The following is a 26846-nucleotide window of genomic DNA, read 5'->3' as shown; positions in this document are numbered from 1 at the left end:
GATAATAGATAATAGATAATAGATAATAGATAATAGATAATAGATAATAGATAATAGATAATAGATAATAGATAATAGATAATAGATAATACCAATAATTATAAATAATTATAAATAAAGGATTAAGTCATGAAAAAGATCCATTCATGACTTAATCCTTAAAAAAGTCTCATACAACCTAAAACTCTCAATATAAATTTTTTCAAGAAAACTAGTATTAGTTTTAACTTTCCTAGCATTGCCTATCGTTGATTTTATATTCGCTCTATAGCAAATAAAGCGCGCAAGACTATAGGCTTTAACATGATGCAGCCATGGCTTTTCCATAAAGTCATCTACAGGTTCCACAATACGGTCACTCGCTTCAACAAACCGTTTAGCAGCCTCTGGGGAAATAATGTAACCTGTCGTAAAACAGGTATTTTTATCATAGTGACCAATGGAATTAAATGTATCTATTTTTTTATCTTCAATAAATTTTCTAGGTTTAAGAGGTGCAGATAATTTAATATAGCCAAACTCATTAATATGCTGGAACGCAATCATTAAAGTTGCCTTAAAATCATAAGTCAATTCTGCGTGATCTTCAATGATCACTATCGGCTGGTTCATCTCAACACATCTTTCCCATAGTAAAAAATGACTGGCATAACAGGCAACTTCACTGTTTAGCAATTCGTATCCTTTACGTTTTTTGGTAATTTGGGGCGCAACTCTGTCAGACAAAGTAAACCCTTCTACTGATGCATCTACAGCATTAAAGAATTCGAATTCAACATCCGCTTTAGCAAACTTAGTAATCATTTGGGTTTGTCGTTCTGTTGAGCGCTCTAAACTGATTACAAATATCTTCATATAAATCTCAATACTAAATTATATACGGTAATGTATCTAAATTAACTACAGCATTTTCATACACCGTTAAACATGCCTTAAATGAGTGCCTGTTGAACCACCAGCTCAAACTTCTCAATGACGGCTTCTACGCTAATCAAAGCCATCAGGTGTTCACCTTTAGCACGAGTTCCCCACTTTACCTGGTTGTTATGCGAAGATGCGATGACCTCATCATAGACACTCACCACATATTGCTGCGATAAATAAGGCCCTGTACGCCCAGGGTTTGAATGGGCATATAAACCGATCACTGGCGTACCTTGGGTAACGGCCATATGAGCAGGCCCAGTATCAGGTGCAAGCACTAGGCTTGCACGTTTTAGCAACGCTAATAATTGAGTTAAACTCGTTTTACCCACTAAGTTATCAATTTTAGAGGGGCAAGCTTGTAAAATTTGCTCGGCCAAATTCTTTTCAAGTGCCGTTGGCCCACCACAAAGTATCACCCTAAATCCTTTGGAAATTGCATGACTCGCGACAGCAGCATAACGCTCTGGCAACCAGTTTCGTTCCGCCTTGCTAGCTGCAGCACATATGATCAAGACTTTTTCATTATCTTTAATCTGCGTTTGGGCAAACTCAGTGTCAGCAATCGGAACTGGAATATGCCATTGAGGAGTAAGATCCTTAACACCAATCGCTTTAGCAAATCCCATAAAACCTTCAAGCACATGGGGTTTAGCTAAGGGTTCAACCCTGTGATTTGTGACTAACCACTGGCCTTCTTTAGCCCGAGCGCGATCAAAACCTATGCGTGTTTTCGCTGAAATAGCTAATGATGCTAACGTTGCACGCAGCGCAACCTGCATGTGCAGCAATACATCAAAATGCCGCCCCTTTAAGGTTTTACGTAAATTAAAATAGCTACGCCAGCCTTGAGACTTATCGAAAATAACAAACTCGATATGGGGTAAATGCTTCAATAATTGATATTCAAGTTTACCGATCACCCAAGTGATTTTTAGCTCGGGATATTGTCGCTGTATTGCCTGCACCATCGCCACGGCGTGGCATACATCGCCGATAGCTGAAAGCCGGAGCAAACAAAGTGAATTCATAGTATTAGGATTTAAACTCATTGGGATTAAAGCTAATCGCTCTTAAGGTTATTTGGCGCAAGCTAAGGATCTTAATGTAGAATGGCCCGAGGTGCCACGCTTAAGTCAATAAATCTCCGATGAATGCTCACATACAGATCATAAAAACTGTCAAAGGTCACATGGCTCTTTGCCAAGATACGCCTAATGATATCGCCACGACTTGGTTCTCGGTAGATTTTTGGCGCGCGAAAAATGCGGTTATCGGCTCATCTAAAGGCCGTTATACCACTTGGTTTGTGGCATTAGAGCATAATCATTGGGTGTTACGTCATTATTGGCGCGGCGGCTTAATGGCCAAATTCAGTAAAGATGCTTACGTTTATACGGGTTTGGAAAACACCCGTGCGATGGCTGAGCTACGTTTATTAGATATTTTGTATCGCGAAGATTTTGCTGTGCCTAAACCGATTGCAGCTAACATAGTGCGTACTGGATTATTTTACCGTGCCGATATCATTATCGAACGAGTTGAGGGGGCCGAAGACTTAGTTGCTAAACTCAGCAAAGGGGTCATGAGCACTGAGCAATGGCAGGCTTTAGGCGCCACTATCGCCCAATTCCACCAGCGCGGTGTGTACCATGCCGATCTCAATGCTAAGAATATTTTATTCCAACCAATGCAGACTGACCCCATAGCACCGGAGCGCTTTTACCTTATCGATTTTGACCGTGGTGAATTAAAAACACCGAGTCTACAATGGCAAAAATCGAATCTAGATAGACTGTTACGTTCCTTCAATAAAGAACAAGGTAAACTCCCCCACTTAGCCTTTACCGCTAATAACTGGGCATCTCTGATAGAGGGATATCAAACGGCAATGCTCAGTATGTAAACTCACTCATCTTATCCATACAGTAAGATTACCGCTTAATTCACTCGTATTATTAAGTGGTTAATAAAGATTGCACGAGAGTAAATTGCCGCTGTAACGTACCGCGATTAGCCTCAACCACAGCCAGTCCAGCATTAGCCGCTTGCTGGCGGAGCTCAGGTTTAGCAAAATATTCAATTAAGTTATTGCCTAGCGCTTGTGCTGAGTCGACCACTCTAAGCGCACCTGCACCTTCAAGCATTTGGGTAATTTGAGCAAAATCCCTATGATTGGGCCCCACCATCACGGGGACACCCATAGCAACGGGTTCCAAGGGGTTATGCCCGCCGTGATAAATCAATGACCCTCCCACAAAAGCTTGATCCGCTGTGCCATAAAAGGTCAATAATTCACCCATGGTATCGCCCACCAGCACTTGTGTCGTGGCTGTTACGGGAAGATTATCGCTACGACGAACGGATTCAAAACCTTGGCTGGTCACAGCATCAGCAACGGCAGTAAACTGTTCAGGATGACGCGGTGCAATAATCAGTAAAGCATCGGGCCATTGCGCGAGTAATTGCCTATGGGCTGCGAGCATGGCGTCAAATTCACCGGGATGCACACTGCCGGCAACCCAAACGGGTGATGATTCGCGCCCCCAAGCTTGGCGTAACTGTTTTGCCTTGGCTAACTGCTCAGGCTTAATACTGAGATCAAACTTCAAACTGCCGCAGACTGTCACTCTATTTGGTAATGCACCTAAGTCGATAAAACGCTGCGCTTCCACCTGAGTCTGCACTGCAATCACATCTAAGCGTTGCAACATAGGTCGACTAATTTTAGGATACTTAACATATTGCGCTGCCGATTTTGCCGATAGGCGTGCATTAGCCAACATCAAGCGTACACCTTGTTTTGCTGCATTAGCGACTAAGTTAGGCCACAGCTCAGTCTCCATGATAATGCACCACGTAGGCGAGACTTGGCGTAAAAAGCGCCGTACACACCAAGGTAAATCAAAGGGCAAATAGCAATGTTGTACGGTATTACCAAAGGCTTTACGTACCTCGGCAGAACCCGTTGGGCTAGTTGTAGTGACTGTAATACTTAACTCAGGGTGTGATTGCATAATCAAGCGGATCAAAGGAATTGCCGCGAGCGTTTCACCCATAGAGACGGAATGGATCAATAAATCTGTCGATTGGAGCTTTGTTAAGCCAAAACGCTCAGCCCAACGGCCGCGGTAATCAGCACTTTTAATCGCACGAAAGGCTAGATAAACGATTAGCAACGGGGATAATAAATATAATATCGTGGAATAAAGGAAACGATTCATTAAAAACGTGCTTATGAGTTTTGCCTGATGAATAGCGGCAATGTTAGCATAATACCCATAGTATTGAATGGTTGTTCGTTCGGCCCGGAATACGAAGATTTAATGTGGTAGAAAATTAAATTAGGGATAATTCACCAGCAGTATTGTGGTCGTTGGTTAGCTTTCTCAATTATGTGGCGTTCACTCGCAATTTGGATAACTTATGAAAACCCGCGACAAAATAATCTATGCCAGTCTAGAACTATTCAATGAGCATGGCGAAAGAAACATCACCACCAATCACATTGCTGCTCACTTGAATATGAGTCCCGGGAATCTTTATTATCATTTTCGCAATAAAGAAGACATTATTCGCTGCATTTTTAGCTTATATGAGAATCATCTCGAATCGGGTTTTCAACCCTATGAAGATAAACAAGTGGATGTGGAATTATTAATCGGCTATTTCGATGCGATGTTCTATACCCTATGGCAATTCCGTTTTATGTACGCCAATCTTGCGGATATTCTTGCCCGCGACGAAGTGCTAAAAAAGCGCTATTTGCACGCCCAGCAGCAGGTATTAACGCGTTCGAGTCACGTGTTACATAAACTGAAACAAGATGGTTTTTTAAACTTAGATACCGATAAAATTACGCCACTTGCCGATACCATCAAGATGATTGTCAGCTTTTGGATTGGTTACCAGCTCACCCAATCCAGCACTTCAACGATCACTAAAGCAACGCTTTATGAAGGTGTATTAAGAGTACTGATGATTTTTAAAGCCTATGCCACACCGACTTCCGTCGCGACGTTTACTCGCCTAGAACAGCATTATCAAAACTTAGCCAACCCAGAACCGCACTAGAGTTACCCAAAAAATCTATATTAAGGCACTCGCATTTAACACTAAAACCAAAGCTATTATAGCGTTCAGTGCGAGCTATTTTTCGTTATCAACACATGTGGGATCCTCACTCTAACTGTAGAAAACTTATGTTATTCATTAGTTTTGATAATGTAATAATCACTTTATCCCTGAACACATTTATCTTACGAACCTGCATTAAAAAAAGGCTGTAGACCGATTAGCTTTAGAGTTAGAATGCCGTCACTCCCAAAATCAGAATAAAGTTAACTAAGGAGATATCAGGTGGCCTCTACCTCATTCTACACACAGATTAATCAACAACTTGCAGATATAAAAGCTGAAGGCTTATATAAAAGCGAGCGCGTTATTGCCTCACCACAACAAACAGCTATTCAAGTTAATCAGCAAGAAGTTGTTAACTTCTGTGCAAATAATTATTTAGGTCTAGCCAATCATCCTGAACTGATCAAAGCCGCCCAACAAGGCTTAGAAAGCCACGGCTTTGGCATGGCGTCGGTGCGCTTTATTTGCGGCACTCAAGATATCCATAAAAAGCTAGAAACGAGCCTCAGTGAATTCCTCGGTACGGAAGATACGATTCTTTATTCTTCATGCTTTGATGCAAACACAGGTCTGTTTGAAACCTTATTAGATGCAGAAGATGCCATTATCTCCGATGCACTAAACCATGCCTCTATCATCGATGGCGTGCGTTTATGTAAAGCGAAGCGTTTTCGCTATGCCAACAACGATATGGCAGATTTAGAAGTCCAGTTAATTGCCGCTAAAGCCGCTGGCGTACGTAACATCTTGATCGCCACTGACGGCGTATTCTCGATGGACGGCGTGATTGCTAACCTACAAGGTGTGTGTGATTTAGCTGATAAGTACGGCGCACTGGTAATGGTCGATGATTCACACGCGGTGGGCTTTATCGGCGCTAACGGCCGTGGCACCCACGAATATTGCAATGTGATGGACAGAGTCGACATCATCACCGGCACCTTAGGCAAAGCCTTAGGCGGCGCATCGGGTGGTTTTACGTCAGGTAAAAAAGAAGTCATCGATTGGTTACGCCAGCGTTCACGCCCTTATCTATTCTCTAACTCATTAGCGCCGTCAATCGTCAGCGCGTCTATTTATGTGTTAGAAATGCTCAAATCAGGCCAAGCACTGCGCGAAGCCGTATGGGAAAACAGCCGTTATTTCCGCGAGCAAATGTCCGCCGCAGGTTTTACCTTGGGCGGCGCTGACCACGCGATTATCCCCGTAATGATTGGCGATGCTAAATTGGCGGGCGACTTTGCTAACCGCTTATTAGCAGAGCATATTTATGTTATTGGCTTCTCTTTCCCAGTGGTTCCTAAGGGACAAGCCCGTATCCGTACACAAATGTCAGCCGCGCATACGCGTGATCAAATTGACAAAGCCATCGCAGCCTTTACCCGTATTGCCAAAGAAATGGGCATTATTTAGGACTCATCTTTAGGACTTAAGACAATGAAAGCACTAAGCAAGTTAAAAGCTGAAAAAGGCATTTGGTTAGTCGATGCGCCTAAGCCAGTTATGGGCCATAACGATTTACTAATTAAAATTAAAAAAACCGCGATTTGTGGTACCGATATGCATATCTACAACTGGGACGAATGGTCGCAAAAAACTATTCCAGTCCCTATGGTAGTTGGCCACGAATATGTGGGTGAAGTGGTTGATATCGGGCAAGAAGTTCGTGGTTTTAACATTGGCGACCGCGTTTCTGGCGAAGGTCATATCACCTGTGGCCACTGTCGTAACTGCCGCGCGGGCCGCACGCATTTATGCCGTAACACCTCAGGTGTGGGTGTAAACCGTGAAGGTTCATTTGCGGAATACTTAGTCATCCCCGCCTTTAACGCCTTTAAAATCCCTGATGATATCAGCGATGATTTAGCGTCAATCTTCGACCCGTTTGGTAACGCTGTGCACACAGCATTATCCTTCGATTTAGTCGGTGAAGACGTGTTGATCACCGGTGCTGGTCCAATCGGTATTATGGCTGCGGCCGTGTGTCGTCACGTTGGTGCGCGCCATGTAGTAATCACCGACGTTAACGAATATCGCTTAGAGCTGGCCCGTAAAATGGGTGCCACTCGCGCAGTCAACGTGTCTAAAGAAAGCCTGAAAGACGTGATGAAGGAACTGGGCATGACCGAAGGTTTCGACGTCGGTTTAGAAATGTCTGGCGTACCATCAGCCTTCCACGCCATGTTAGATACCATGAATCATGGCGGCAAAGTCGCTATGCTCGGTATCCCAAGTGGTGAAATGGCCATCGACTGGAGCAAAGTGATCTTCAAAGGCCTGGTGATTAAAGGTATCTACGGCCGTGAAATGTTCGAAACTTGGTACAAGATGGCCAGTCTTATCCAATCGGGTTTAGATATTTCGCCGATCATCACTCACCACTTCAAGATTGATGATTTTCAACAAGGTTTCGATGCTATGGGCTCGGGCCAATCGGGTAAAGTGATCCTCAGCTGGGATTAATCCTCCTGCGCATTACCTCAATAGGGGCTGTACACTCGCAGCCCCTTGTTGCACACTTATCCCATCTTGCTTTCCATCCCTTAGTTTTGTCAGGTTTTATTATGTCTTCCTTTAAACACTTAAGCGTTAATCAATTGCTGCAAATGACCGAAGCACAAACAGTGCAAATCGTTGATATCCGCGATGGTAATAGCTTTACCACTGGCCACATTGAAAGCGCAACCAATCTGAATAACGAAAACCTAGCGCAATTTATTAGCCAAGCCGATATGGATGCCCCACTCGTCGTCGTTTGTTACCACGGTATGAGCAGTCAAAATGCGGCGCAGTATTTGTGCGAGCAAGGGTTTGATGACGTTTATAGTCTAGATGGCGGCTACAGTGCTTGGCATGAGGCAAATGCATGATAGAAATTGGTAGACTCCCCAACAGTAGAGCCGCGCAAGCATTTGTTGATTACCTCAAAGGTGAACATATCGACTGCCACATCGAGCCGTTGGTACAAGGGGTCGCCATTATTGTTATCCATGACAAAGATGTGGAGCAAGCGCACAAAGAGTTTGCCCATTTCATCGCTCACCCTTACGACAGTAAATATCTGCAAGCCTCGTGGGAATATGGCGATACGCAAACCAAGCTAGATTACGGCGCACCTTCACTACAACTGTTAAGCCAGTTTATTACCGGCGCAGGCCCTGTCACACTGATTGTATTTGCGGTTTGCGTAGTTATTTTTACTGCAATGAACTTAGGATTTACCAACCAAACCTATGGCGCATTAGCCTATTTTGGCGCGGTACCTAATACTGAATTCAGCCAATTCTGGCGTGTTTTTACTCCAAGCCTGCTACATTTTTCCGCCATGCACGTTATCTTTAACTTACTCTGGTGGTGGTATTTAGGCGGTAAAATTGAAACCCGTATCGGCACTGCGCCCTTGCTAATTTTGCTATTCGTGGCGGGAACACTGCCAAACGTTATCCAATATTATGTCAGTGGCCCTAATTTCGGCGGCTTATCGGGCGTTGTATATGCCGTGGTGGGATACACTTGGATTATGGGAGTACGCAAACCCGCCGCAGGCATAGGCTTACCACCCTCATACATGGGATTTATGATGATTTGGCTGGCATTAGGATTTACGGATATTCTAGGCGTATCCGTTGCTAACGGTGCCCACATTGGCGGCTTACTGATAGGCTTAGCTCAAGGTTTATTCGATAGCCGTAAGTCATCACCAATTGTCTAGCCTGAAATCTGGATATTGTAGCAAGATTAATCAGTTACCACAGCCACTATCCCGAGTTCAGGTTATCTAGCCAAGTTATCAGGCAAAATAAGTACCAAGATAAATCATCAATAACGAACCGATTTATCTTGGTACACTAACTCGCAATCACAGCTAACAATCGCTACACATAGCATAAGCTAAACGGGCTTGTTAGCCATTTCTAACACCTTAGTGACTAACTTCTCGATGCCTGAATGCGCTTCAGCAATACTTCCCGCCAACATATAAGCGGGAGTGCTCACTATTCGGTTTACTTCATCTACAACAATCTCATGTACGCTAGCGACTTGATGCTCACCACCCATCAAGTTAAAGGCGGCGACTGTATCACTATCATTACCGATAGTGCCTTTTACGCCATGAGGATATAAACGCGGGATCATGACAGGTGCGATACAAATAAAACCAACAGGCTTTTTCGTCGCAATAAACTCTGCGATAAAATCAGCCACCAGTGGATTCACTTCACACTCACTACCATTGGTCGCAAAATTACACAGATTTTTCGCCGCACCAAAACCACCAGGAATGATCAAAGCATCAAATTCAGCGATATCTAATTCAATAGTCGATTTAACTTCACCACGGGCAATACGCGCCGACTCCACCAGCACATTACGACTTGCCACAGCATCAACCTCACCCGTTAAATGATCAACTACATGCATCTGTTTGATATCAGGTGCAAAGCATTGGTAGTGAGCCCCCGCTCGAGATAAACATAAAAGTGTTAAAACCGATTCATGGATCTCTGTTCCGTCAAAAACACCGCATCCACTCAGTAACACTGCGACTTTTTTCATTAAAAATACCCCTCTTATGTTATTAAGTTTTAACAAAATACAAACAAACCAGTTGATCTGATTAAAAATCGTGCTAACTTAATTCGTCGATTCTGACAGGTGCCGAAAATTAAGCCAATTCTTAGATGTATTTTACGGAGTCAATAAAAAATCCACAAATTAGGAAGATTTTTTAAGAAACAGTATTGAACTCACACAATTCTTTTATATACATAAAAAACAACAACTTAAAAATATCGCATTAAGCCGTAATCATCGCCATAATTCATAGTTGACTTTTTCACTCACAGACTTATCCACAGGCTGAGCGTCATTTTGCCGTGGCTGAAATAGTGCATCTGTGGCATGCTTAGCGCCATCTACGTCATCGATAAACGAAAAATACTTATGCCAACCGTCGCTAAAAACCCACTTGTGCTTGTGGATGGATCTTCTTATTTATATCGCGCTTATTATGCGCCTCCTCACCTGACAAACTCAAAGGGCGAAGCCACCGGTGCCGTTTATGGCGTAGTGAATATGTTACGTAGCTTATTGACTCGCTATCAGCCAAGCCATATCGCAGTGGTGTTCGATGCCAAGGGTAAAACCTTTCGCAATGACATGTACAGCGAGTACAAAGCCCAGCGTCCACCTATGCCAGATGATCTACGCTCGCAAATCGAACCATTACACCGCATCATTCGCGCACTAGGTTTACCACTTATTTCAATTTCCGGCGTCGAAGCCGACGACGTAATCGGTACTATTGCCCGCCAAGCCAGTTTAGAAAGCCGTGCCGTACTCATCAGCACTGGTGATAAAGATATGGCGCAATTAGTGGATGAAAACGTCACGCTCATCAACACTATGACAGATACCATCATGGGCCCAGAAGAAGTCGCTACCAAATTTGGTGTTGGTCCAGACCGTATCATAGATTTACTCGCACTGATGGGTGACAAAGCCGATAACATTCCAGGTTTACCCGGCGTGGGTGAGAAAACTGCGCTCGCTATGCTCACTGGTGCAGGTAGCGTGAGCAACCTATTAGCAGAACCTGAGAAAGTGGCCAAGCTTGGTTTTAGAGGCTCTAAAACTATGGCGGCGAAGATCATTGAAAATGCCGACATGCTCAAGCTTTCTTATGAACTAGCCACCATCAAGACCGATGTCGAACTCGAACAAGACTGGCACGAATTGACCATTAAGCCTGCTGACAAAGATGAACTGATCAAATGCTACGGCGAGATGGAGTTTAAGCGTTGGTTAGCCGAAGTCTTAGATAATAAAATCACGGCTAATTCCTCAGCGAATACACCATCGACAGAAAAACAAGAAGACTCTTCTGCCGTCGAAGCGATAGCAACACAGTACGACTGTATTCTCACTGAAGCCGAATTAGACGCTTGGATTACTAAACTTAAGCAAGCTGACTTGATTGCACTAGATACCGAAACCACCAGCTTGGATTACATGGTGGCTGAATTAGTTGGCATTTCGTTTGCCATTGAAGCAGGAAAAGCGGCTTATCTTCCTTTAGCCCATGATTATGTTGGCGCGCCGACTCAAATCGATAAAAAAGTGGCGCTAGAAAAGCTACGGCCGTTACTCGAAGATCCAAAGATCAAAAAAGTCGGTCAAAACCTTAAATACGATATCAGCATCTTAGCCAATGCAGGGCTCAAACTGCAGGGCGTCGCTTTTGATACTATGCTCGAATCCTATGTATTCAACTCAGTGGCTTCGCGCCATGATATGGATGGCTTAGCGCTCAAATACTTAGGCCATAAAACTATCAGTTTTGAAGAAATCGCCGGCAAAGGTGCAAAACAGTTGACCTTTAACCAGATCCCACTGGAAACGGCTGCGCCTTATGCTGCAGAGGATGCTGACATCACACTGCGGTTACACCAACATCTATGGCCAAGACTTGAGAAAGAAGCTGAACTTGCCGCTATGTTTACTGAAATCGAATTACCGTTAATCCAAGTATTGTCAGATATCGAACGCCAAGGCGTATTAATTGACAGCATGTTGCTCGGCCAACAAAGCGATGAACTAGCGCGTAAAATCGATACCTTAGAAGAAAAAGCCTATGATATTGCAGGTGAAAAATTTAATCTTGCTTCGCCTAAGCAACTACAAGTTCTGTTTTTTGAGAAGCTAGGTTATCCGATCACCAAAAAGACACCTAAGGGTGCCCCCTCGACAGCAGAAGAAGTGTTAGTTGAATTAGCCTTAGACTTCCCACTGCCAAAGGTGATCCTCGAACACCGCAGCCTATCTAAACTAAAGAGCACTTACACAGATAAACTGCCACTAATGGTTAACGCGAAAACGGGTCGCGTGCACACTAGCTATCATCAGGCCAATGCGGCAACAGGGCGCTTATCATCAAGCGAACCTAATCTGCAGAATATTCCTATCCGCACCGAAGAAGGGCGCCGTATTCGCCAAGCCTTTATTGCACCTGCTGGCCGTAAAATTTTGGCTGCCGACTACTCGCAAATTGAACTGCGGATCATGGCACATTTATCCCAAGACGATGGCTTGTTAACCGCATTTGCCGCGGGTAAAGATATTCATAGAGCGACAGCGGCCGAAGTTTTTGCTACCGACTTTGATGAGGTGACCACAGAACAACGTCGTCGCGCTAAGGCGGTTAACTTCGGCTTAATTTATGGTATGTCAGCTTTTGGCTTAGCCCGTCAGCTTGATATCCCACGCCATGAAGCACAAACCTATATTGATACTTACTTTGCCCGTTACCCTGGCGTATTACGTTATATGGAAGAAACGCGCGCGGGTGCTGCTGACTTAGGTTATGTATCGACTCTGTTTGGTCGTCGCCTCTATTTACCCGAAATCCGTGATCGTAATGCTATGCGTCGCCAAGGTGCTGAACGCGCCGCGATTAACGCCCCAATGCAAGGTACGGCCGCCGATATCATCAAAAAAGCCATGATCAATATCGCCCAGTGGATCAAGACAGAAACTCAAGGCGAGATCACTATGATCATGCAGGTTCACGATGAATTGGTGTTTGAAGTAGATGCCGATAAAGCTGATGAGCTTAAAAAAACAATTTGCAGCTTGATGGCACAAGCCGCCAATCTTGATGTTGAACTGCTTGCTGAAGCAGGCATTGGTGATAACTGGGATGAAGCGCACTAATCTATAAACATCCAAATCAGCACTATTAATATGATTTAAAAGTAAATAAAGCTAACCTGAACTCAATACTTTAAGTTCAGGTTAGCTTACTCTCGCTTTAATTACCTCAAGCAGCTCAATCATCATGACTTTTGCTTAGTCAGCAACAAAATATATTTGCTCTTCATCAACCAATCCCGACTCCGAACACATTAAATAACATTCCTATGTACTTAACTTCGTGAGAATGTTCTGACGCATGAATTATTGCTAAATTCAACAATCTGTTAGGTATCTCTCGCTCCATCTGCCCGCGATTGAACCGATAACAGAACTCATTAAGGTATTCTTGAAGAAACTTACCTGTGACACAGTGAAATGTCCCCAGCAAAAATGCCTTGATAACTGAAAAACTATCTTTGTAGAGTTAAATATTTATATAAATCAATAAAATCAACAAATTAACACATACATCACCCCGAGCTCTGGTTAAGTACGCTGGTGAAGAAATCCATGACTAACGGCTAAACCATCCTTAGACAATATATTTGGCGCTAGAAAACATCTAATACACTGCCGTTTATGGAGCTGGATACTCATAGCGGTGTTTTACGCAAAGCACTCAAGTCAGCTCAATATGCGAAAAAGTGTCATAACGGTCGCTCTCTCACTCTCACTCTTACACTTACACTTACACTTACACTTACACTTACACTAAAACATTACAGCAGATTTAGAGTAAAAACATTAAATCTCGAATATTGATCTATTTTGTATATAAATTTCGGATTATTCCACTAAATCAGCCTATTGAGCATTTTTAATGAAATTTCAAGATCAATTTAAGGTGTTTTTTTACTCATTACTTGAGATCAAACGCACATAATTACCTCTTTTTTGAAAAAACTGTTTTCCATTTAAAGATAAATGACGTATTATTCTCTGCGTAGGGTACAGAGGTTAAGATGTTCTATCTTTCAGACCTTTATTTCACTTATAGTGATGAGCCAAATTCTGGCGCCTCAGCAACTTGTTTGCTGAGGCTTTTTTTTGCTATTTTTCTAAGATCTTAGTAATTTTTAGAGTATTTACTTTAATAAAGGTTTAATAAACTGTATGCTAAAGGCATTAAGAGCCATTGGAGGTAATTTAATGGTGCTTGAGTCTTGTTGAATTTAGCTTCTCCCCAAAAGAGCTAATATTTTGGCCGATGACAATGTCGTCGGCTATTTTTTTGCCTAAAATTCATGAACTATCAATAAAAGTAATAGCTTAAAAAGAGGTGGGCATAACTAAAAAAGCAGAGAAAATAAAGGGGCGGTATACAGAACCGAAATCGACTATGTATACCAAAGCAGGCGATATTATTCGGCGTTATTCACCGCAGCTAACTCATCAGCCAACCATTGTGGGTGACACCATTCATTTAGAATCGCTAACACTTTAGGCTTTCCAGTCCCCTTGAGTGATGAAAAAGGTTCAACTTGTACCCAATCACCAAACTTACTCAGCGCGAGACGTACTTCATTTACCGTTTTCATCTTAGCACTTTGAGCTAATTTGTCTGATTTGGTCAGTAAAGCCAGCACTGGGATTTCACTCGCCACCGCCCACTCGATCATCTGCATATCTAGATCTTTCAGTGGATGACGTATATCCATTAGAACCACTACACCACTTAAGCAAGCACGCTTTTGCAAATATTCACCCAATGCTTGCTGCCATTTATTTTTTAACGCAAGTGGAACTTGTGCAAAACCATAACCCGGTAAGTCAACTAAACGGCGCTGAGCATCTAACTCAAATACGTTAATTAATTGAGTTCGACCAGGCGTTTTACTCGTTCTAGCTAAACTTTTTTGTTCCGTTAATGCATTGAGTGCACTAGACTTTCCGGCATTAGAACGGCCAGCAAATGCAATCTCAACACCAACATCGCCGGGCAGATATTGATCCAAATGTGCAATGTCAGGTGCACTGATTAAAAACTTCGCCCTACGAAAATCTATACGAGATTCAGTCACTATTTACTCCGGAATTTTTCTACGCAATACCATAATTTATGAAGAATTACTTACTTTCCCACGTTTTCGTGTAAAATATTACTCCGATCACATTAATCATATTTTACCACGCTTGCGGGTCACCCTAGTAAGCTCAGGATAATAATCTTAACCAGAAGTTGGAACGCCATGAAAAAGCTAGCTCTTGCGCTGTCTGTTGTAATTGCCGCCATATCTTCACCTGCGATTGCTGAAGGTAATGCTGAAGCGGGAAAAACGAAAATCATTGTCTGTTCAGCCTGCCACGGTATGGACGGTAACAGTATGATCGATATGTACCCTAAACTTGCGGGCCAACACGCCACTTACCTCCAAAAGCAACTACATGATTTCCGTAGTGCCGCACAAACGGGCGGTAAAGATGGTCGTATGGATCCTATCATGAGTGGCATGGCAATGCCTCTAAGCGATCAGGATATTCTCGATATTAGCGCATATTTTTCTAGCCAAGCGATTCAAGTGGCTGAAGCAAAAGATGTCCCTGAGTTAGGTACTAAACTTTATAAAGGCGGCGATGTTTCTCGTGGTATTACTGCTTGTATGGCATGTCATGGTCCAGATGGTAAAGGTGCTGAGCTTGCTGGTTTCCCGACATTGGCAGGCCAGCACGCTAGTTATATCAAAATCCAGCTAACAAAATTCCGTGAAGTGGGTCGTCATAACGACCTGAACGGTATGATGCAAGATGTCGCTAAAAAATTAAACGATAGTGATATTGATGCTTTATCGAAATACCTTTCTACTCTGAAGTAATCTTAGTTTAGTAAATTTAAAAGGGTGTACTGTCACCCTTTTTTTACACCACTAAGTTGACGTAGACGTAAACTGCAAATATTCGTGCTTGACATAGATCACAGATTTCTATTTAATAAGCCCCGTACCGAGATAAACCCATCTGTTTGTATAAAAAGATTAATAATAACTCACAGGTTTCGGTATCATTAACATTCAAGATATAAGAATAAAGACAACTAATAACAATAATATACTTAAGACCACTCTATATAATAATAACAAGAGTCGTGATTTCAACTTGAGATCCAGGTCAGTACTATTTTGTAAGGGATGGCCGATAACGCCAATTTGCTTCTAGCAAAATACCTTGCACTCAGGGTAACTTGCCCCCATCAGGACATCAGTTTACACGATGTAAACTGTAGCAAAGGAAGCGATAAGCTTAGGATGCACTGGCTGGATGCTTGTTATCACTGGAAGATACTTAAGTAACAAGGATGGTTAACTAAACGTCAAAGACGACGATGCTATATAAAGATATGTCGCGAGACTATCTACGGAAACTGTGGTCAGGATGGCAACAGAAAAAATAAAGTGTCTGGAAGACCATTAACAATAAAATGCAGGGAAAGCAGTAAAAAAAGAAGGATACCGACCGGGAAAGTCGCATAGCAAGTACGGATACTTGGAATCAGGATAAGGTGCTAAAGCACCATTTGTAAGGCGGCAGTTTAACTGCCGCCTTTTTTTATTAGATGAAATACATCTACCTTGCCTAAAATGTGCACTCAACTAATATAATTGGTACAATCAAAGCCTTAATCACCACTTCAGCAGATTCAATGCACAGATGCCCTCTTTGTCATAACAGTCAGACACAACTCCTTTATCAAGATAAAAAGCGGAGTTTTTATGTTTGCAAGACATGTGAGTTAACCTTTGCCGATCCTAACAGCCATTTACCCCCAGCGGCTGAGAAGCAAAGATATGGCCGTTCACGCATTGCATCGAAGCAAAAACAGTTATCGCAATTTATTTTGCCATTATTAACCCAATTAGAACTGCAACAGACGGGCAATTTATTGGGATTAAATTTTGGACGCACTCTCGATAATGAAAGCCTAGCAACCATAGAAAATGCGGGCCACAAATTAAATCAATATGATCCATTTTTTGCCCCTAATCATGATGTGTTAAAGCAAGAATATGATTTTATCTGTTGTTATCGTGTTTTTGAGCATTTTCAGTACCCAATAAAAGAGTGGGCATTACTCTCTCGTCTACTGCATTGCGGCGGTTGGTTAGCGATAAGCACCCCCTTATTGACTGAATTAGATGGTTTTGGCAAGTGGCATTATAAGAATAACCTCACCCATGTGAGCTTTTACCAACGACAAACCTTCGAGTACCTAGCAAACAATAGTGATTTTGAGCTATTATTTGCCGCAAAGGATCTCGTTTTGATGCAAAAAACATCATAATCTGGTATAACACTCGGCCTAATTTCGCACCTTAATTTCGCACCTTGTAGACAAGCTCAACCTTCGTCTGCAGGGCCATACGTTGTAAACAATTGAGAAGACCATGTCTCGTAGCAAGAAAACACGCAAGGGCGGCGAGAACAGCCCTAAGTTACAGCCAAGAGTGAAAAAGCAAGATCGCGCTGTGGCAACTGGCAAACGCAAAGAGAAGGAATCAGGTAATAAATCTGGTAGTCGTCATAATGAAGATTTAATTTTAGCGCAAGCGCCGCAACAGCAGTCTGCGAAGAAAAAAGATCCTCGTCATGGCAGCAAAAAACCTGTGGCATTAGCGATCCCTGCAGCGGTAGTAGTCGCTCAGCCTAAAGTAAAACAAGTTAAGTTGACTGACGAGCAAACACTACTGAAATTGGAAGAAGATCCAAGACTCAATCAGCTACTAGATATGTTAGAAGAAGGTCGCGACCTTAACGATGTAGACCAAAAATGGTTAGATCAACAGCTGAATAAGATTGAAGCTCTGATGGTTAAACTGGGCATTAGCGACGATATGGATGATGACGCACCTCCATCACCAGCGAAATCCTTGTCTGACGATGAGTTGTTCGATAAGTTTGAATCCGGTGCTAACTTGCTCAAAGATTATCAAGACAAGTTCTAACCTAAGTGTTAAGCCATAGGGATCGTGGTATTTATACTGTGATCCCTATGCCGTTCATATAAGGAGTCTTTGTGTCTACAGCTATCATTATTCTCGGTTTTATTATCATAGCTGCACTCAGTAGCTACGCCACCTTCTTAATCCTGAAACTTAAGCAGCAAAAAAAACGTCAACAGACCGAACAAGCCGAGCGTGAAGTCACTGCAAATGCGAAACGCACCCAAATTTTAGATGATATCCGCTATATCGCCACCGCTATGGTTGAAGACCGTTGTGAAATATCAGAAGGCGTGGTTAGAATTGGGCGACTATTTGAAATCCTGTCATTGAGTGAGCGAGTGGCCCCTGATTATCCTTCATTATTCCAACACTTTGAGCTCATTAAAAACCATCCCATAATGGACGCTCGCCAAGCTCTGCCAAAGCAGGAAAGAATGAAGTTAGACTTAATCAGAATGAAGTCTGAAGCGGCATTAGAGCAAGGCATTAGTCATGATGCGAAAAAGCTTTCGGATTACCAAGCCAAAGCAATGCATTAAACCCGCGAATTGTTCCACCTCAAAACCATTTAACTATGGTTTTTAGGTCATATTGATAAAACCCACCCCAACCTTATGCTACTTTTCCCAGTGAACCTGCGCACATAATTACCCAAGACCCACTGACAAACGTCGTTGTTTGATAGATATTGCGTCACTTCTAAAAAAACAGACATCATTTTTACAACATAGATCAAGGTTATTTACTAAAGAACCTTGCATACTTCGCCTGTTGCTAATTTACCCCTCGGAGGACACATCTTGAAGCAGCCCACTCAGATTAGCTGGGATCAATCGATGATCGAAAAATATAACTACAGCGGTCCCCGTTATACCTCTTACCCAACGGCACTGGAGTTCGATGATGCATTCACCGAACAAAACCTGCTTACGGCTATTGAACATAGCAAAAGCGATAAACTGTCGCTGTATATTCATATTCCGTTCTGCGCCAAGCTTTGTTATTACTGCGGCTGTAATAAAGTGATCACCCGCCATCAACACAAAGCCGATCAGTACATTGAATACTTAAGCCAAGAAATTATTAAACGTGCCCCGCTGTTTAAACATTACAGTGTGACTCAAATGCATTGGGGCGGTGGTACTCCTACCTTTTTAACCCCAGCGCAAATACTTACGCTAACTGCATTAATTAAAGCCAACTTTAACTTTGCGGATGAAGGTGAGTACTCGATTGAAGTCGACCCTCGTGAGATTGAGCTTTCTATGCTCGATACTCTGAAAGAAGCCGGCTTTAACCGTATCTCTATCGGCGTACAAGATTTCAATAAAAAAGTACAAATTGCCGTCAACCGCGAACAAGATGAGCAATTTATCTTTGATCTGATGGCCAAAGCGAAAGCCATGGGGTTTGTGTCAACCAACATCGATTTAATCTACGGTTTGCCACACCAAACGCCCGAAACATTTGCGGTAACTATGCAGCGCGTTTTAGATTTATCGCCTGACCGTTTATCTGTGTTTAACTATGCTCACTTACCTGCGCGCTTTGCCGCTCAACGTAAGATCAAAGATGAGCATATGCCTTCGCCAAAACAAAAACTCGAAATGCTACACCAAACTATCGAGACCTTAACTGGCGCGGGTTACCAATATATCGGTATGGATCACTTTGCGAGACCCGATGACGAGTTAGCCAAATTACAACGCGAAGGCAAACTACACCGTAACTTCCAAGGTTATACCACCCAGGAGGAATGCGATTTATTAGGGCTTGGCGTGTCGTCTATCAGCCAGATTGGTGACTGCTATGCACAAAACCAAAAAGATATCCGTCCTTACTATGACGCCATAGAAAAGGAAGGCCATGCTCTATGGAAAGGTTGTAGCCTAAACCGTGACGACGAAATTCGCCGCGTAGTGATTAAGCAGCTGATTTGTCATTTCGAATTAGATATGGCCAAAATTGATGAGAAACTCGGGATTAACTTCGAAACCTATTTCGCTGAAGATCTTAAGTTAATGCAGACGTTTATCAATGACCAGTTAGTTGAAATCATCGACAGGCAGATCACTATCAGCCCAACAGGCCGTTTATTGATCCGCAATATCTGTATGTGCTTTGATCTTTATTACCGTCAAAAAGCACGTCAGCAACAGTTTTCACGCGTGATCTAAACTGCTTATCACCGCACTCACAAATTTAGATACAAAAAATCCGACCTCGCGTCGGATTTTTTATTAGTGGTTTTTATCAAAACTAAAAGTAGGCCTATGCCTTGGCGGCATACAGCGCTTTGCGCTCACTGTCTGATAAAAAGGCCATTTCTACGCCATTGCGTTGCACTTGTGCGAGCTCAGCATCGGTTAATTTGAGTTCAGATTTTGCGATACGATACTCGTGATTAATATCAATGGCGCTCACACCTGGATCATCGGTATTGAGGCTTATTAATACACCAGCATCCATAAAGGTTCTAAAAGGATGCTCAGCGTAAGAGGCCACGGTAGAAGTATGTAAATTACTGGTTGGACAAGATTCAATACCAATACGGTGCTTAGCAAGGTATTCCATCAGCTTAGGATCGTGAATCGCGTTCACTCCATGACCAATTCGCGTAGCCCCAAGTTCTTGAATCGCTTGCCACATACTTTGTGAACCCGCCGCCTCACCGGCATGAGCCGTAATTGCAAGACCTGCATCACGCACACGCTTAAAGTGATCGTTAAATAACTCGCCAGGGAAACCTAATTCATCACCGGCTAAGTCCATCGCCACGAGATGTTGTTTATGGGCGAGTAATCCTTCAAGTTCTTGAGTACAAGCAGCTTGGCCGAATGAGCGTGACATAATACCAATCAGATTGATCTTCACGTTATGGTCTTTTATGCCCGCTTTAACGCCGTCGATAACCGCTTCAACAACGCCTTCTATCGGTAACTTATGGTTCATCGCCATATAGTAAGGACTAAAGCGTAATTCAGCGTAATCTAAGCCAGACAACGCCGCATCAGCGACGTTTTCATAGGCAACGCGTTTAACCGCATCCAAATCTGCAAGTACGGCAACCATCCAATCGAGCTTCTTTAAGAAGGCGACTAAGCTAGTTTCTTTGCCTTGAATTTGCACAAAAGGAGCAAGAGCCTCTAAAGAATCGGCAGGTAGCGCAATGCCGTGTTGGTGTCCTAGTTCCCAAATGGTGTTTACTCGTACATTACCGTCTAGGTGACGATGCAAATCTACCAATGGAATGGATGTATCAATCATATTTAACCCCTATTTGAACTACCCAGCCAATGCTTTTGTTATTTGGTCGCGGGCGGACACTAAGTTTAACATGCATTTTCAGGGGCATTTATGCGCCAAACGCATTTAAATTCACATTCAGTCACAATTCTGCTTAATATCCATACAAGGCACTACTGTCTCCATCAGGCATAATGTTTTCAATAACAAAAATATCAGAGATCTAACATGCACAAACTCTTAACCCCCAGTTTATTGATATGCGCATTAGGCGCCTGCAGTGCCACTCAAACCACAAAAGATATTCAAACCCCATCGTCACAGGTAATATCAGCAGCACAATCGCAAGTTGAGCCAATCGCCCCAGCGCTGCAAGCGATTATCGACCAAAGCTGGCAATTACAGCTCAGCGCCAGTCCTGAAATGGCTTACAGCATGGGCGATGCCAGTGCTGCAGGAAAATTAGCGGATCTCTCGCCAGCCGCGCTCGCTAAGCTCAATCAAGGCCAAATCACCGTACTAGCACAGCTCAAAGCACTCGACCGCAGCAGCTTGAGTAAAGAAGATAAAATTAACGCTCAAATACTGGAAAATCAGCTTCAAAACGATGTCGACCTGTATCGCTTTAAGGATTATTACCTACCCATTACAGCGGAAAGTGGCTTCCACGCTTATATCACATCAATCACTCAGGGGAAATTTAACACCCTTGAGGATTACCGACACTATATTGCCAAACTCAATGCACTCTCGACTTATTTCGCCCAGCAAACTCACTGGCTAAAACAAGGGTTGGCGGAGGGGATAACACCGCCAAAAGTGACCCTCAATGGCTTTGAGGATAGTATCAGTTCTTATATTGTTCCTGTGGAAAAAAGCGGTTATCTCAAGCCCTTTACGCAATATCCCAGCTATTTCACTGAGGCACAAAAAGCTCAGCTAACTCAAGAAGGTCGCGCTTTAGTTGAACAAAAAGTGTTGCCGCTGTACCAAAAATTTTATGATTTTATGACCAAAGAGTACATTCCCAATGCTCGGGAAAATATCGCCGCCAGTAGCTTACCTAACGGCGCTGAGTTTTATGAGAATAGGGTACGTTACTATACGACCTTGGATATGACCTCAGCGCAAGTGCATGAACTTGGCTTAAAAGAAGTACAGCGTATCCGCCAAGAGATGGAGCAAATCATCGCATCTGTTGGCTTTAAAGGCAGTTTTGCCGACTTTTTACATTTCCTACGCACCGATCCGCAGTTTTATACCACCAGTGCAGAGCAGTTACTTAAAGAAGCCGCTTTTATTGCCAAAAAGGCCGACGCTATGCTGCCTAAGTACTTCGGTAAACTGCCCCGTAAAACCTACGGCATAGCACCCGTTCCCGCTGAAATTGCACCGAAATACACCACAGGGCGATATTCAGGATCGAACAGCGATGATGAACCCGGTTACTACTGGGTCAACACTTATGCATTGGATAAGCGCCCACTCTACGAATTAGAAGCCTTAACCTTGCACGAAGCCGTACCCGGTCATCACCTGCAAATTTCACTCAACTCTGAGCTAACCTCACTCCCAGATTTCCGTCGTTATGGCTATATCTCTGCCTTTGGTGAAGGATGGGGGCTATATTGCGAATACTTAGGCTTAGAGGCCGGTTTCTATCAAGACCCTTATAGTAACTTTGGTCGTTTAACCTATGAAATGTGGCGTGCGGCGCGATTAGTGGTTGATACAGGTATGCATACGCAAGGATGGAGTCGTCAACAAGCTATCGACTTTATGGCGAGCAATACCGCATTATCACTGCATAATGTCACAACCGAAATTGACCGCTATATTTCGTGGCCTGGGCAAGCCTTATCCTACAAAATTGGTGAGTTAACCATCAAACGGTTACGTGCTAAGGCCGAACAGGATCTGGGTGATAAGTTTGATATTCGCGCCTTCCACGATGCTGTACTCGAAAATGGTTCAGTGCCAATGTCGATTCTCGAACAGCAAATCAATGATTTTATTGATGCTAAAAAGGCGACACCGTAAGTTAATTAACGCCATGGGAGTCGGTATTTTCAGACTCCCATCGTTGTCTGTTACACTCTAGCAAACCATTCAAGCCAAATGATTTGCGACTGAGTATGAACCAAGCCAAAGCGATATTTTCAACTGAACACAATTTAAATACTTCAGAGCAGCAGGCCTTCTGGCAAAGCATTGTTCAAGATACACTGATCACCGCCGATGGTATCAAGCTGGCTTACATGATGGCAGAGCAGCCACAAGCGCATGCCGCAATCGTTATTAGCAGTGGCCGCGTTGAATCCTATTTGAAATACCAAGAGCTGATCTTCGACTTATACCAACAAGGTTACTCGGTCTATGCTATTGATCACCGTGGCCAAGGCCTATCGGATCGGATGACAAGCAATCCTCATATGGGTCACGTGCAAAAATTTAGTGATTATGTCGATGATTTTGCATTATTCATGCAGACAAAAGTATTACCACGAAACGATAAACCGTTACTGCTACTGGGTCATTCGATGGGTGGTGCGATTGGTACTTTGTATCTCAAACAATACCCCGATATTTTTAGCGCCGCGGCATTTTCAGCGCCCATGTATGGCATCAAATTACCGATGCCAAAAGCATTGGTGCGTTGGTTAGCCAGTAAACTTGATACCACGCTCAATGGCGGCGAGCCTAACTATGTACTTGGAGGGCAGAACTATAAACCTGTGCTATTCAAAGATAATGAGCTAACTCACAGCCAAAGTAGGTATCAAGCTTACCGAGCGTTATATAATGCCGTGCCTAAATTGCAATTAGGCTCCCCCACTAACCGTTGGTTAATAGAAGCATTAAATGCGGCAGATGCCTGCGTAATCGCCACGGCACACATTCGTACGCCCATACTGGTATTACAAGCGAGTGAAGACAAGATTGTTAATAATGCGGCTCAAAATATCGCTGTGAGCCCCCATTGCCAATTAAAAATAATTACTGGTGCTGCTCATGAGATCTTTATAGAAAAGGATGCTTATCGAAACCAAGCATTAAATGAGGTGTTCGACTTCTTTACATGTTACGTAACAAAGGTGGAGAACAAACAAGCTGAATAAAGTCCGCTTGGTTTAATGCTCGACTGAATAAATAGCCCTGATAGCTATCACAACCAAGCTTAACAAATATTTGATATTGTTCGGAAGATTCGACACCTTTCGCGATAACACTCAAATTAAATTGCCGGGCGGAGAGGATTAACGCGTTAACTCTTTGCGGCATGCTGGTTAATGACTCAACACAACTTATGTCTAATTTAACCGCCACCAATGGCTGGTTTACTAAGCAGCTTAAAGCACTCGACCCCGAACCAAAATGATCGAGGATGATACTTACACCAGCATCGACTAGCTTACCAATTCGTTCTTCTACAAACTGTGGCTGCATTAATAATGTCGTCTCGCTGAGTTCAATACCCAGTTGATGGGTAGCAATCCCATACTCCTTAACGAGCGCAACAAATGTATCGATAAACTCCCCCTGACCGAAGGAGAATGTACTGATATTTAGCGTTAGTATCGGTAACCATCGACCCTGATGAGCTGATTGTTGAATAAACAGGCATACTTGCTTAGCGACCCAAAGATCGAGCTCAGCAATAACGCCTCCTTGCTCAGCTAACGCTACTAATTCCGCAGGCGGAATATATTCGCCATCAGCACGATACCAACGAATAAGAACTTCGGCCGAAACCAGTTCACTATTCCCATTCATCACGGGCTGAAACATTAACGTCAGACCTTCTGTTTTTAATGTCGCCAGTAACTCCCGCAACAATTGTTTATCACGGCTCTGATGCAAATCCATTTCAGAATGGTAGAAAGCACATCCTGCTTGATCGGTTTGCTTAGCATTTAACACTGCTAACTCAGCTCGATACATGACTAAGGCAGGATCTAGTGTTTCGATACTGTCTAATAAACAAATACCCACGTTGGAGCTAAGCTCAAAGTGATGATTACCATAGTGAAACGGTCTAGCAATCACTTGGCGTAGCTCGCTGGCAATGGCTAAAGAACGACGCGCAGCAACAGCAACATCCATCGCCAAATCTTTTGCAAGTAGTACAAAAGCACCAGACTCTAGCTGAGTAATTATGACGTTTTCGGTAAAATAACTCGTTAACCTAGCAATAACCTGCGTCATTAATCGCTCTAACTCATGCGAACTCAGTGTCGCGACTAATCCTAAAGTATCAATCTCAACGAGAAATAGCGCGCCCCACTGACCCCCACTATTTCCTTCAATTAAAAACTGTGACAAACGAGCCATAAAGATATCGGGTAACATTTTTCGTCCCGCTACGGACTGATCAACAAGCTCAGCAATGGCGGCATGATTTTTTGCACTTTCAGACACATTGACATGAATGCCTATCATGCGTGTAGGGCGCCCTTGAGGATCCCAATCGACTAACATTCCCCGATCAAGTACCCAGACATAATGCCCATCTCGATGCAGTAACCGATGCACACTCTCAAACTCTTTACTCTTACCGCTTACGTATTCCTGCAGTCCATCCAATACACTATGCCGATCATCTGGATGTAAACGCGTCTCCCATGTCTGAAATACGCCCGCCAATTCATCAGGAGCATAACCAATCATCTCCTTCCAACGATCAGAAAGAAAAACCTCACCGGTACGAATATCCCAATCCCAAATACCATTGCGAGAGCTTTCTACCGCAAATAGCCAACGCAGCTCACTATCATTGAGCTGCTTCACTGTACGCTCTAAACGCTGATGTGCTTGTTGTAAACTCGATTGTAATGATAAAACCTCAGCTAAACTCCAAGGAATAGATGCAGAAAAAGCGGGCGTACCTACATGTTTGGCGGCCTGACTCAATATTTGTAACGGACGAATAATTAAAAAATAGAGCATCAAGGTGAAGCCTATCAATAGTAGACCTCCTATACCCCAAATCCGAATAAAACGTTGCTGTAACTTTGAAGAGGCTTCAAGTGCTAGAGGTGCTAAATCAGACTCTAGATAGATCAAATCTATCGTACCACTATATTTGGGGAGCACTGGATAATAAGCTTGGATAGTTAAGCGTTCAAAATTCACTAAAATTTGTGGAAGAAAAGCTTGAACCACAGCTTGATGCCGTACGGCATCAAAACCATCTATCACTTGTATAGCGTTGCTATCACGCCATACAGTATGGTTTGCGAAACGAATACGGCTCTCTGCATCGACTAAGATATAAACCATAGTGTTCGAATCAAGACCAGCTAAAGAAACTTCTTGCTCAATACGATCCACATCTTGAGAAGACTCTGCTGATTGAACCACATTCTGCATGCGGAATAACTGTTGTTTAATTAATGCCGACTGTCGTTGAGCAAGCTCAACACGCACTTGCTCGTTTTCAAACAGGTACTCACCTATGACTAACACTAAATATAGCGTTAGCATACAAAGGGGAAGTAGTACCGCGAGTGAAACCTTACGAAGCATAAGTGGCATAAAGCCTTTAATAGAAATTGAATTAATTTTGTATGCTAACGGGAAATTAATGACTAAGCAAAAGGACTTATCGAAGTTAGCGAGATCTGCGTGTAAATAATTAACTGGTTGTATAAAAATAAGAATTAGTAGCGTAAATAAATAATTAACAACAGTTCAACTCAGCCATAAAAAAGCAGGTTGGGCAATTATCAAACATTGCAAACAGTAGAGTTGTTTTAAAGGCTTAAAACCATAAATTGCAGACGTAAAAAAGCCAGCTTATTCAGCTGGCTTCGTTACATCTCATCGAGATAATTAGGCGCTTGGCGATGACCTACTCTCACATGGGGAGACCCCACACTACCATCGGCGCGTTTGCGTTTCACT

General features: G+C 43.1%; 21 protein-coding genes and 1 pseudogene. 14 read left to right on the top strand and 8 right to left on the bottom strand.

Annotated elements, in window-relative coordinates; translation table 11 throughout:
* Positions 1-144: 144 nt before the first annotated feature.
* Complete coding sequence (locus tag L2717_RS16755) at positions 145-855, bottom strand: glycosyltransferase family 25 protein (protein WP_220774231.1); 711 nt, start codon at positions 853-855, stop codon at positions 145-147.
* Positions 856-932: 77 nt separating this feature from the next.
* The gene (locus L2717_RS16750; RefSeq protein ID WP_220774232.1) at positions 933-1976 is read right to left on the bottom strand and encodes a glycosyltransferase family 9 protein; all 1044 of its coding nucleotides are present in this window, start codon (positions 1974-1976) and stop codon (positions 933-935) included.
* Between the two features lie 98 nt (positions 1977-2074).
* Here L2717_RS16750 and L2717_RS16745 point away from each other — a divergent pair, with 98 nt between their 5' ends.
* Positions 2075-2830 (top strand): 3-deoxy-D-manno-octulosonic acid kinase, encoded by a 756-nt coding sequence (locus L2717_RS16745; protein WP_220774233.1) that lies wholly within the window; start codon positions 2075-2077, stop codon positions 2828-2830.
* A gap of 52 nt (positions 2831-2882) precedes the next feature.
* Here the strand turns inward: L2717_RS16745 and waaA are convergent, their stop codons facing one another.
* Complete coding sequence (waaA, locus tag L2717_RS16740; protein WP_220774234.1) at positions 2883-4148, bottom strand: lipid IV(A) 3-deoxy-D-manno-octulosonic acid transferase; 1266 nt, start codon at positions 4146-4148, stop codon at positions 2883-2885.
* Positions 4149-4350: 202 nt separating this feature from the next.
* Here waaA and L2717_RS16735 point away from each other — a divergent pair, with 202 nt between their 5' ends.
* The 5 genes from L2717_RS16735 to glpG all read left to right on the top strand — a co-directional run bounded on the left by L2717_RS16735 (position 4351) and on the right by glpG (position 8776).
* Positions 4351-4998: a TetR/AcrR family transcriptional regulator gene (locus tag L2717_RS16735; protein ID WP_220774235.1), complete on the top strand. Its 648-nt coding sequence runs from the start codon at positions 4351-4353 to the stop codon at positions 4996-4998.
* A gap of 285 nt (positions 4999-5283) precedes the next feature.
* Positions 5284-6477 (top strand): glycine C-acetyltransferase, encoded by a 1194-nt coding sequence (locus L2717_RS16730; RefSeq protein WP_220774236.1) that lies wholly within the window; start codon positions 5284-5286, stop codon positions 6475-6477.
* Between the two features lie 24 nt (positions 6478-6501).
* On the top strand, positions 6502-7527 hold the full coding sequence (gene tdh, locus L2717_RS16725) for an L-threonine 3-dehydrogenase (protein ID WP_220774237.1): 1026 nt from the start codon (positions 6502-6504) through the stop codon (positions 7525-7527).
* 101 nt (positions 7528-7628) lie between these two features.
* Positions 7629-7934, top strand: coding sequence for a thiosulfate sulfurtransferase GlpE (gene glpE, locus L2717_RS16720; RefSeq protein WP_220774238.1), 306 nt, complete (start codon positions 7629-7631; stop codon positions 7932-7934).
* The gene (gene glpG, locus L2717_RS16715) at positions 7931-8776 is read left to right on the top strand and encodes a rhomboid family intramembrane serine protease GlpG (protein WP_220774239.1); all 846 of its coding nucleotides are present in this window, start codon (positions 7931-7933) and stop codon (positions 8774-8776) included. Before glpE ends, glpG begins: the two co-directional genes overlap by 4 nt.
* Before the next feature lie 179 nt (positions 8777-8955).
* Here the strand turns inward: glpG and elbB are convergent, their stop codons facing one another.
* Positions 8956-9621 carry an isoprenoid biosynthesis glyoxalase ElbB gene (gene elbB / locus L2717_RS16710; protein WP_220774240.1) on the bottom strand — a complete coding sequence of 222 codons (666 nt, stop codon included), beginning with the start codon at positions 9619-9621 and terminating at the stop codon, positions 8956-8958.
* Positions 9622-10008: 387 nt separating this feature from the next.
* Between elbB and polA the strand changes: the two genes are divergently transcribed.
* Positions 10009-12777 carry a DNA polymerase I gene (gene polA, locus L2717_RS16705; RefSeq protein ID WP_220774241.1) on the top strand — a complete coding sequence of 923 codons (2769 nt, stop codon included), beginning with the start codon at positions 10009-10011 and terminating at the stop codon, positions 12775-12777.
* A 166-nt stretch (positions 12778-12943) separates the two neighbouring features.
* Here the strand turns inward: polA and L2717_RS16700 are convergent.
* Both L2717_RS16700 and yihA read right to left on the bottom strand, forming a co-directional pair.
* Positions 12944-13159, bottom strand: a pseudogene (locus tag L2717_RS16700) (hypothetical protein); the annotation flags it as partial.
* Positions 13160-14120: 961 nt separating this feature from the next.
* On the bottom strand, positions 14121-14780 hold the full coding sequence (yihA, locus tag L2717_RS16695) for a ribosome biogenesis GTP-binding protein YihA/YsxC (protein WP_220774268.1): 660 nt from the start codon (positions 14778-14780) through the stop codon (positions 14121-14123).
* Positions 14781-14948: 168 nt separating this feature from the next.
* On the opposite strand from yihA, the gene L2717_RS16690 reads away from it, so the two are divergent.
* The 5 genes from L2717_RS16690 to hemN all read left to right on the top strand — a co-directional run bounded on the left by L2717_RS16690 (position 14949) and on the right by hemN (position 19873).
* Positions 14949-15572: a c-type cytochrome gene (locus L2717_RS16690; protein WP_220774267.1), complete on the top strand. Its 624-nt coding sequence runs from the start codon at positions 14949-14951 to the stop codon at positions 15570-15572.
* Between the two features lie 824 nt (positions 15573-16396).
* Positions 16397-17035, top strand: coding sequence for a class I SAM-dependent methyltransferase (locus L2717_RS16685; RefSeq protein ID WP_220774266.1), 639 nt, complete (start codon positions 16397-16399; stop codon positions 17033-17035).
* A gap of 103 nt (positions 17036-17138) precedes the next feature.
* A complete protein-coding gene (yihI, locus tag L2717_RS16680) occupies positions 17139-17696 on the top strand; it encodes a Der GTPase-activating protein YihI (protein WP_220774265.1) in 558 nt (185 codons plus the stop codon).
* 71 nt (positions 17697-17767) lie between these two features.
* Entirely contained in the window at positions 17768-18235 is a 468-nt protein-coding gene (locus L2717_RS16675; protein ID WP_220774264.1) for a DUF2489 domain-containing protein, read from the top strand.
* A gap of 261 nt (positions 18236-18496) precedes the next feature.
* Positions 18497-19873 carry an oxygen-independent coproporphyrinogen III oxidase gene (gene hemN / locus L2717_RS16670; RefSeq protein WP_281421750.1) on the top strand — a complete coding sequence of 459 codons (1377 nt, stop codon included), beginning with the start codon at positions 18497-18499 and terminating at the stop codon, positions 19871-19873.
* A 94-nt stretch (positions 19874-19967) separates the two neighbouring features.
* On the opposite strand, the gene add is transcribed toward hemN, so the two are convergent.
* Positions 19968-20963: an adenosine deaminase gene (gene add / locus L2717_RS16665; RefSeq protein ID WP_220774263.1), complete on the bottom strand. Its 996-nt coding sequence runs from the start codon at positions 20961-20963 to the stop codon at positions 19968-19970.
* Between the two features lie 207 nt (positions 20964-21170).
* Here add and L2717_RS16660 point away from each other — a divergent pair, with 207 nt between their 5' ends.
* Positions 21171-22982, top strand: a complete 1812-nt coding sequence (locus L2717_RS16660; RefSeq protein ID WP_220774262.1) for a DUF885 domain-containing protein — start codon at positions 21171-21173, stop codon at positions 22980-22982.
* Positions 22983-23077: 95 nt separating this feature from the next.
* Positions 23078-24061: an alpha/beta fold hydrolase gene (locus tag L2717_RS16655; protein ID WP_220774261.1), complete on the top strand. Its 984-nt coding sequence runs from the start codon at positions 23078-23080 to the stop codon at positions 24059-24061.
* Here the strand turns inward: L2717_RS16655 and L2717_RS16650 are convergent.
* On the bottom strand, positions 24018-26468 hold the full coding sequence (locus L2717_RS16650; RefSeq protein ID WP_220774269.1) for an EAL domain-containing protein: 2451 nt from the start codon (positions 26466-26468) through the stop codon (positions 24018-24020). The genes L2717_RS16655 and L2717_RS16650 overlap by 44 nt on opposite strands.
* Between the last annotated feature and the right edge of the window lie 378 nt (positions 26469-26846).

Source organism: Shewanella glacialipiscicola (assembly GCF_023283485.1).
GTDB classification, from domain to species: domain Bacteria; phylum Pseudomonadota; class Gammaproteobacteria; order Enterobacterales; family Shewanellaceae; genus Shewanella; species Shewanella glacialipiscicola.
The sequence above is the reverse complement of the archived record's forward strand: the minus strand, read 5'-3'. Positions and strand labels throughout refer to the sequence as shown.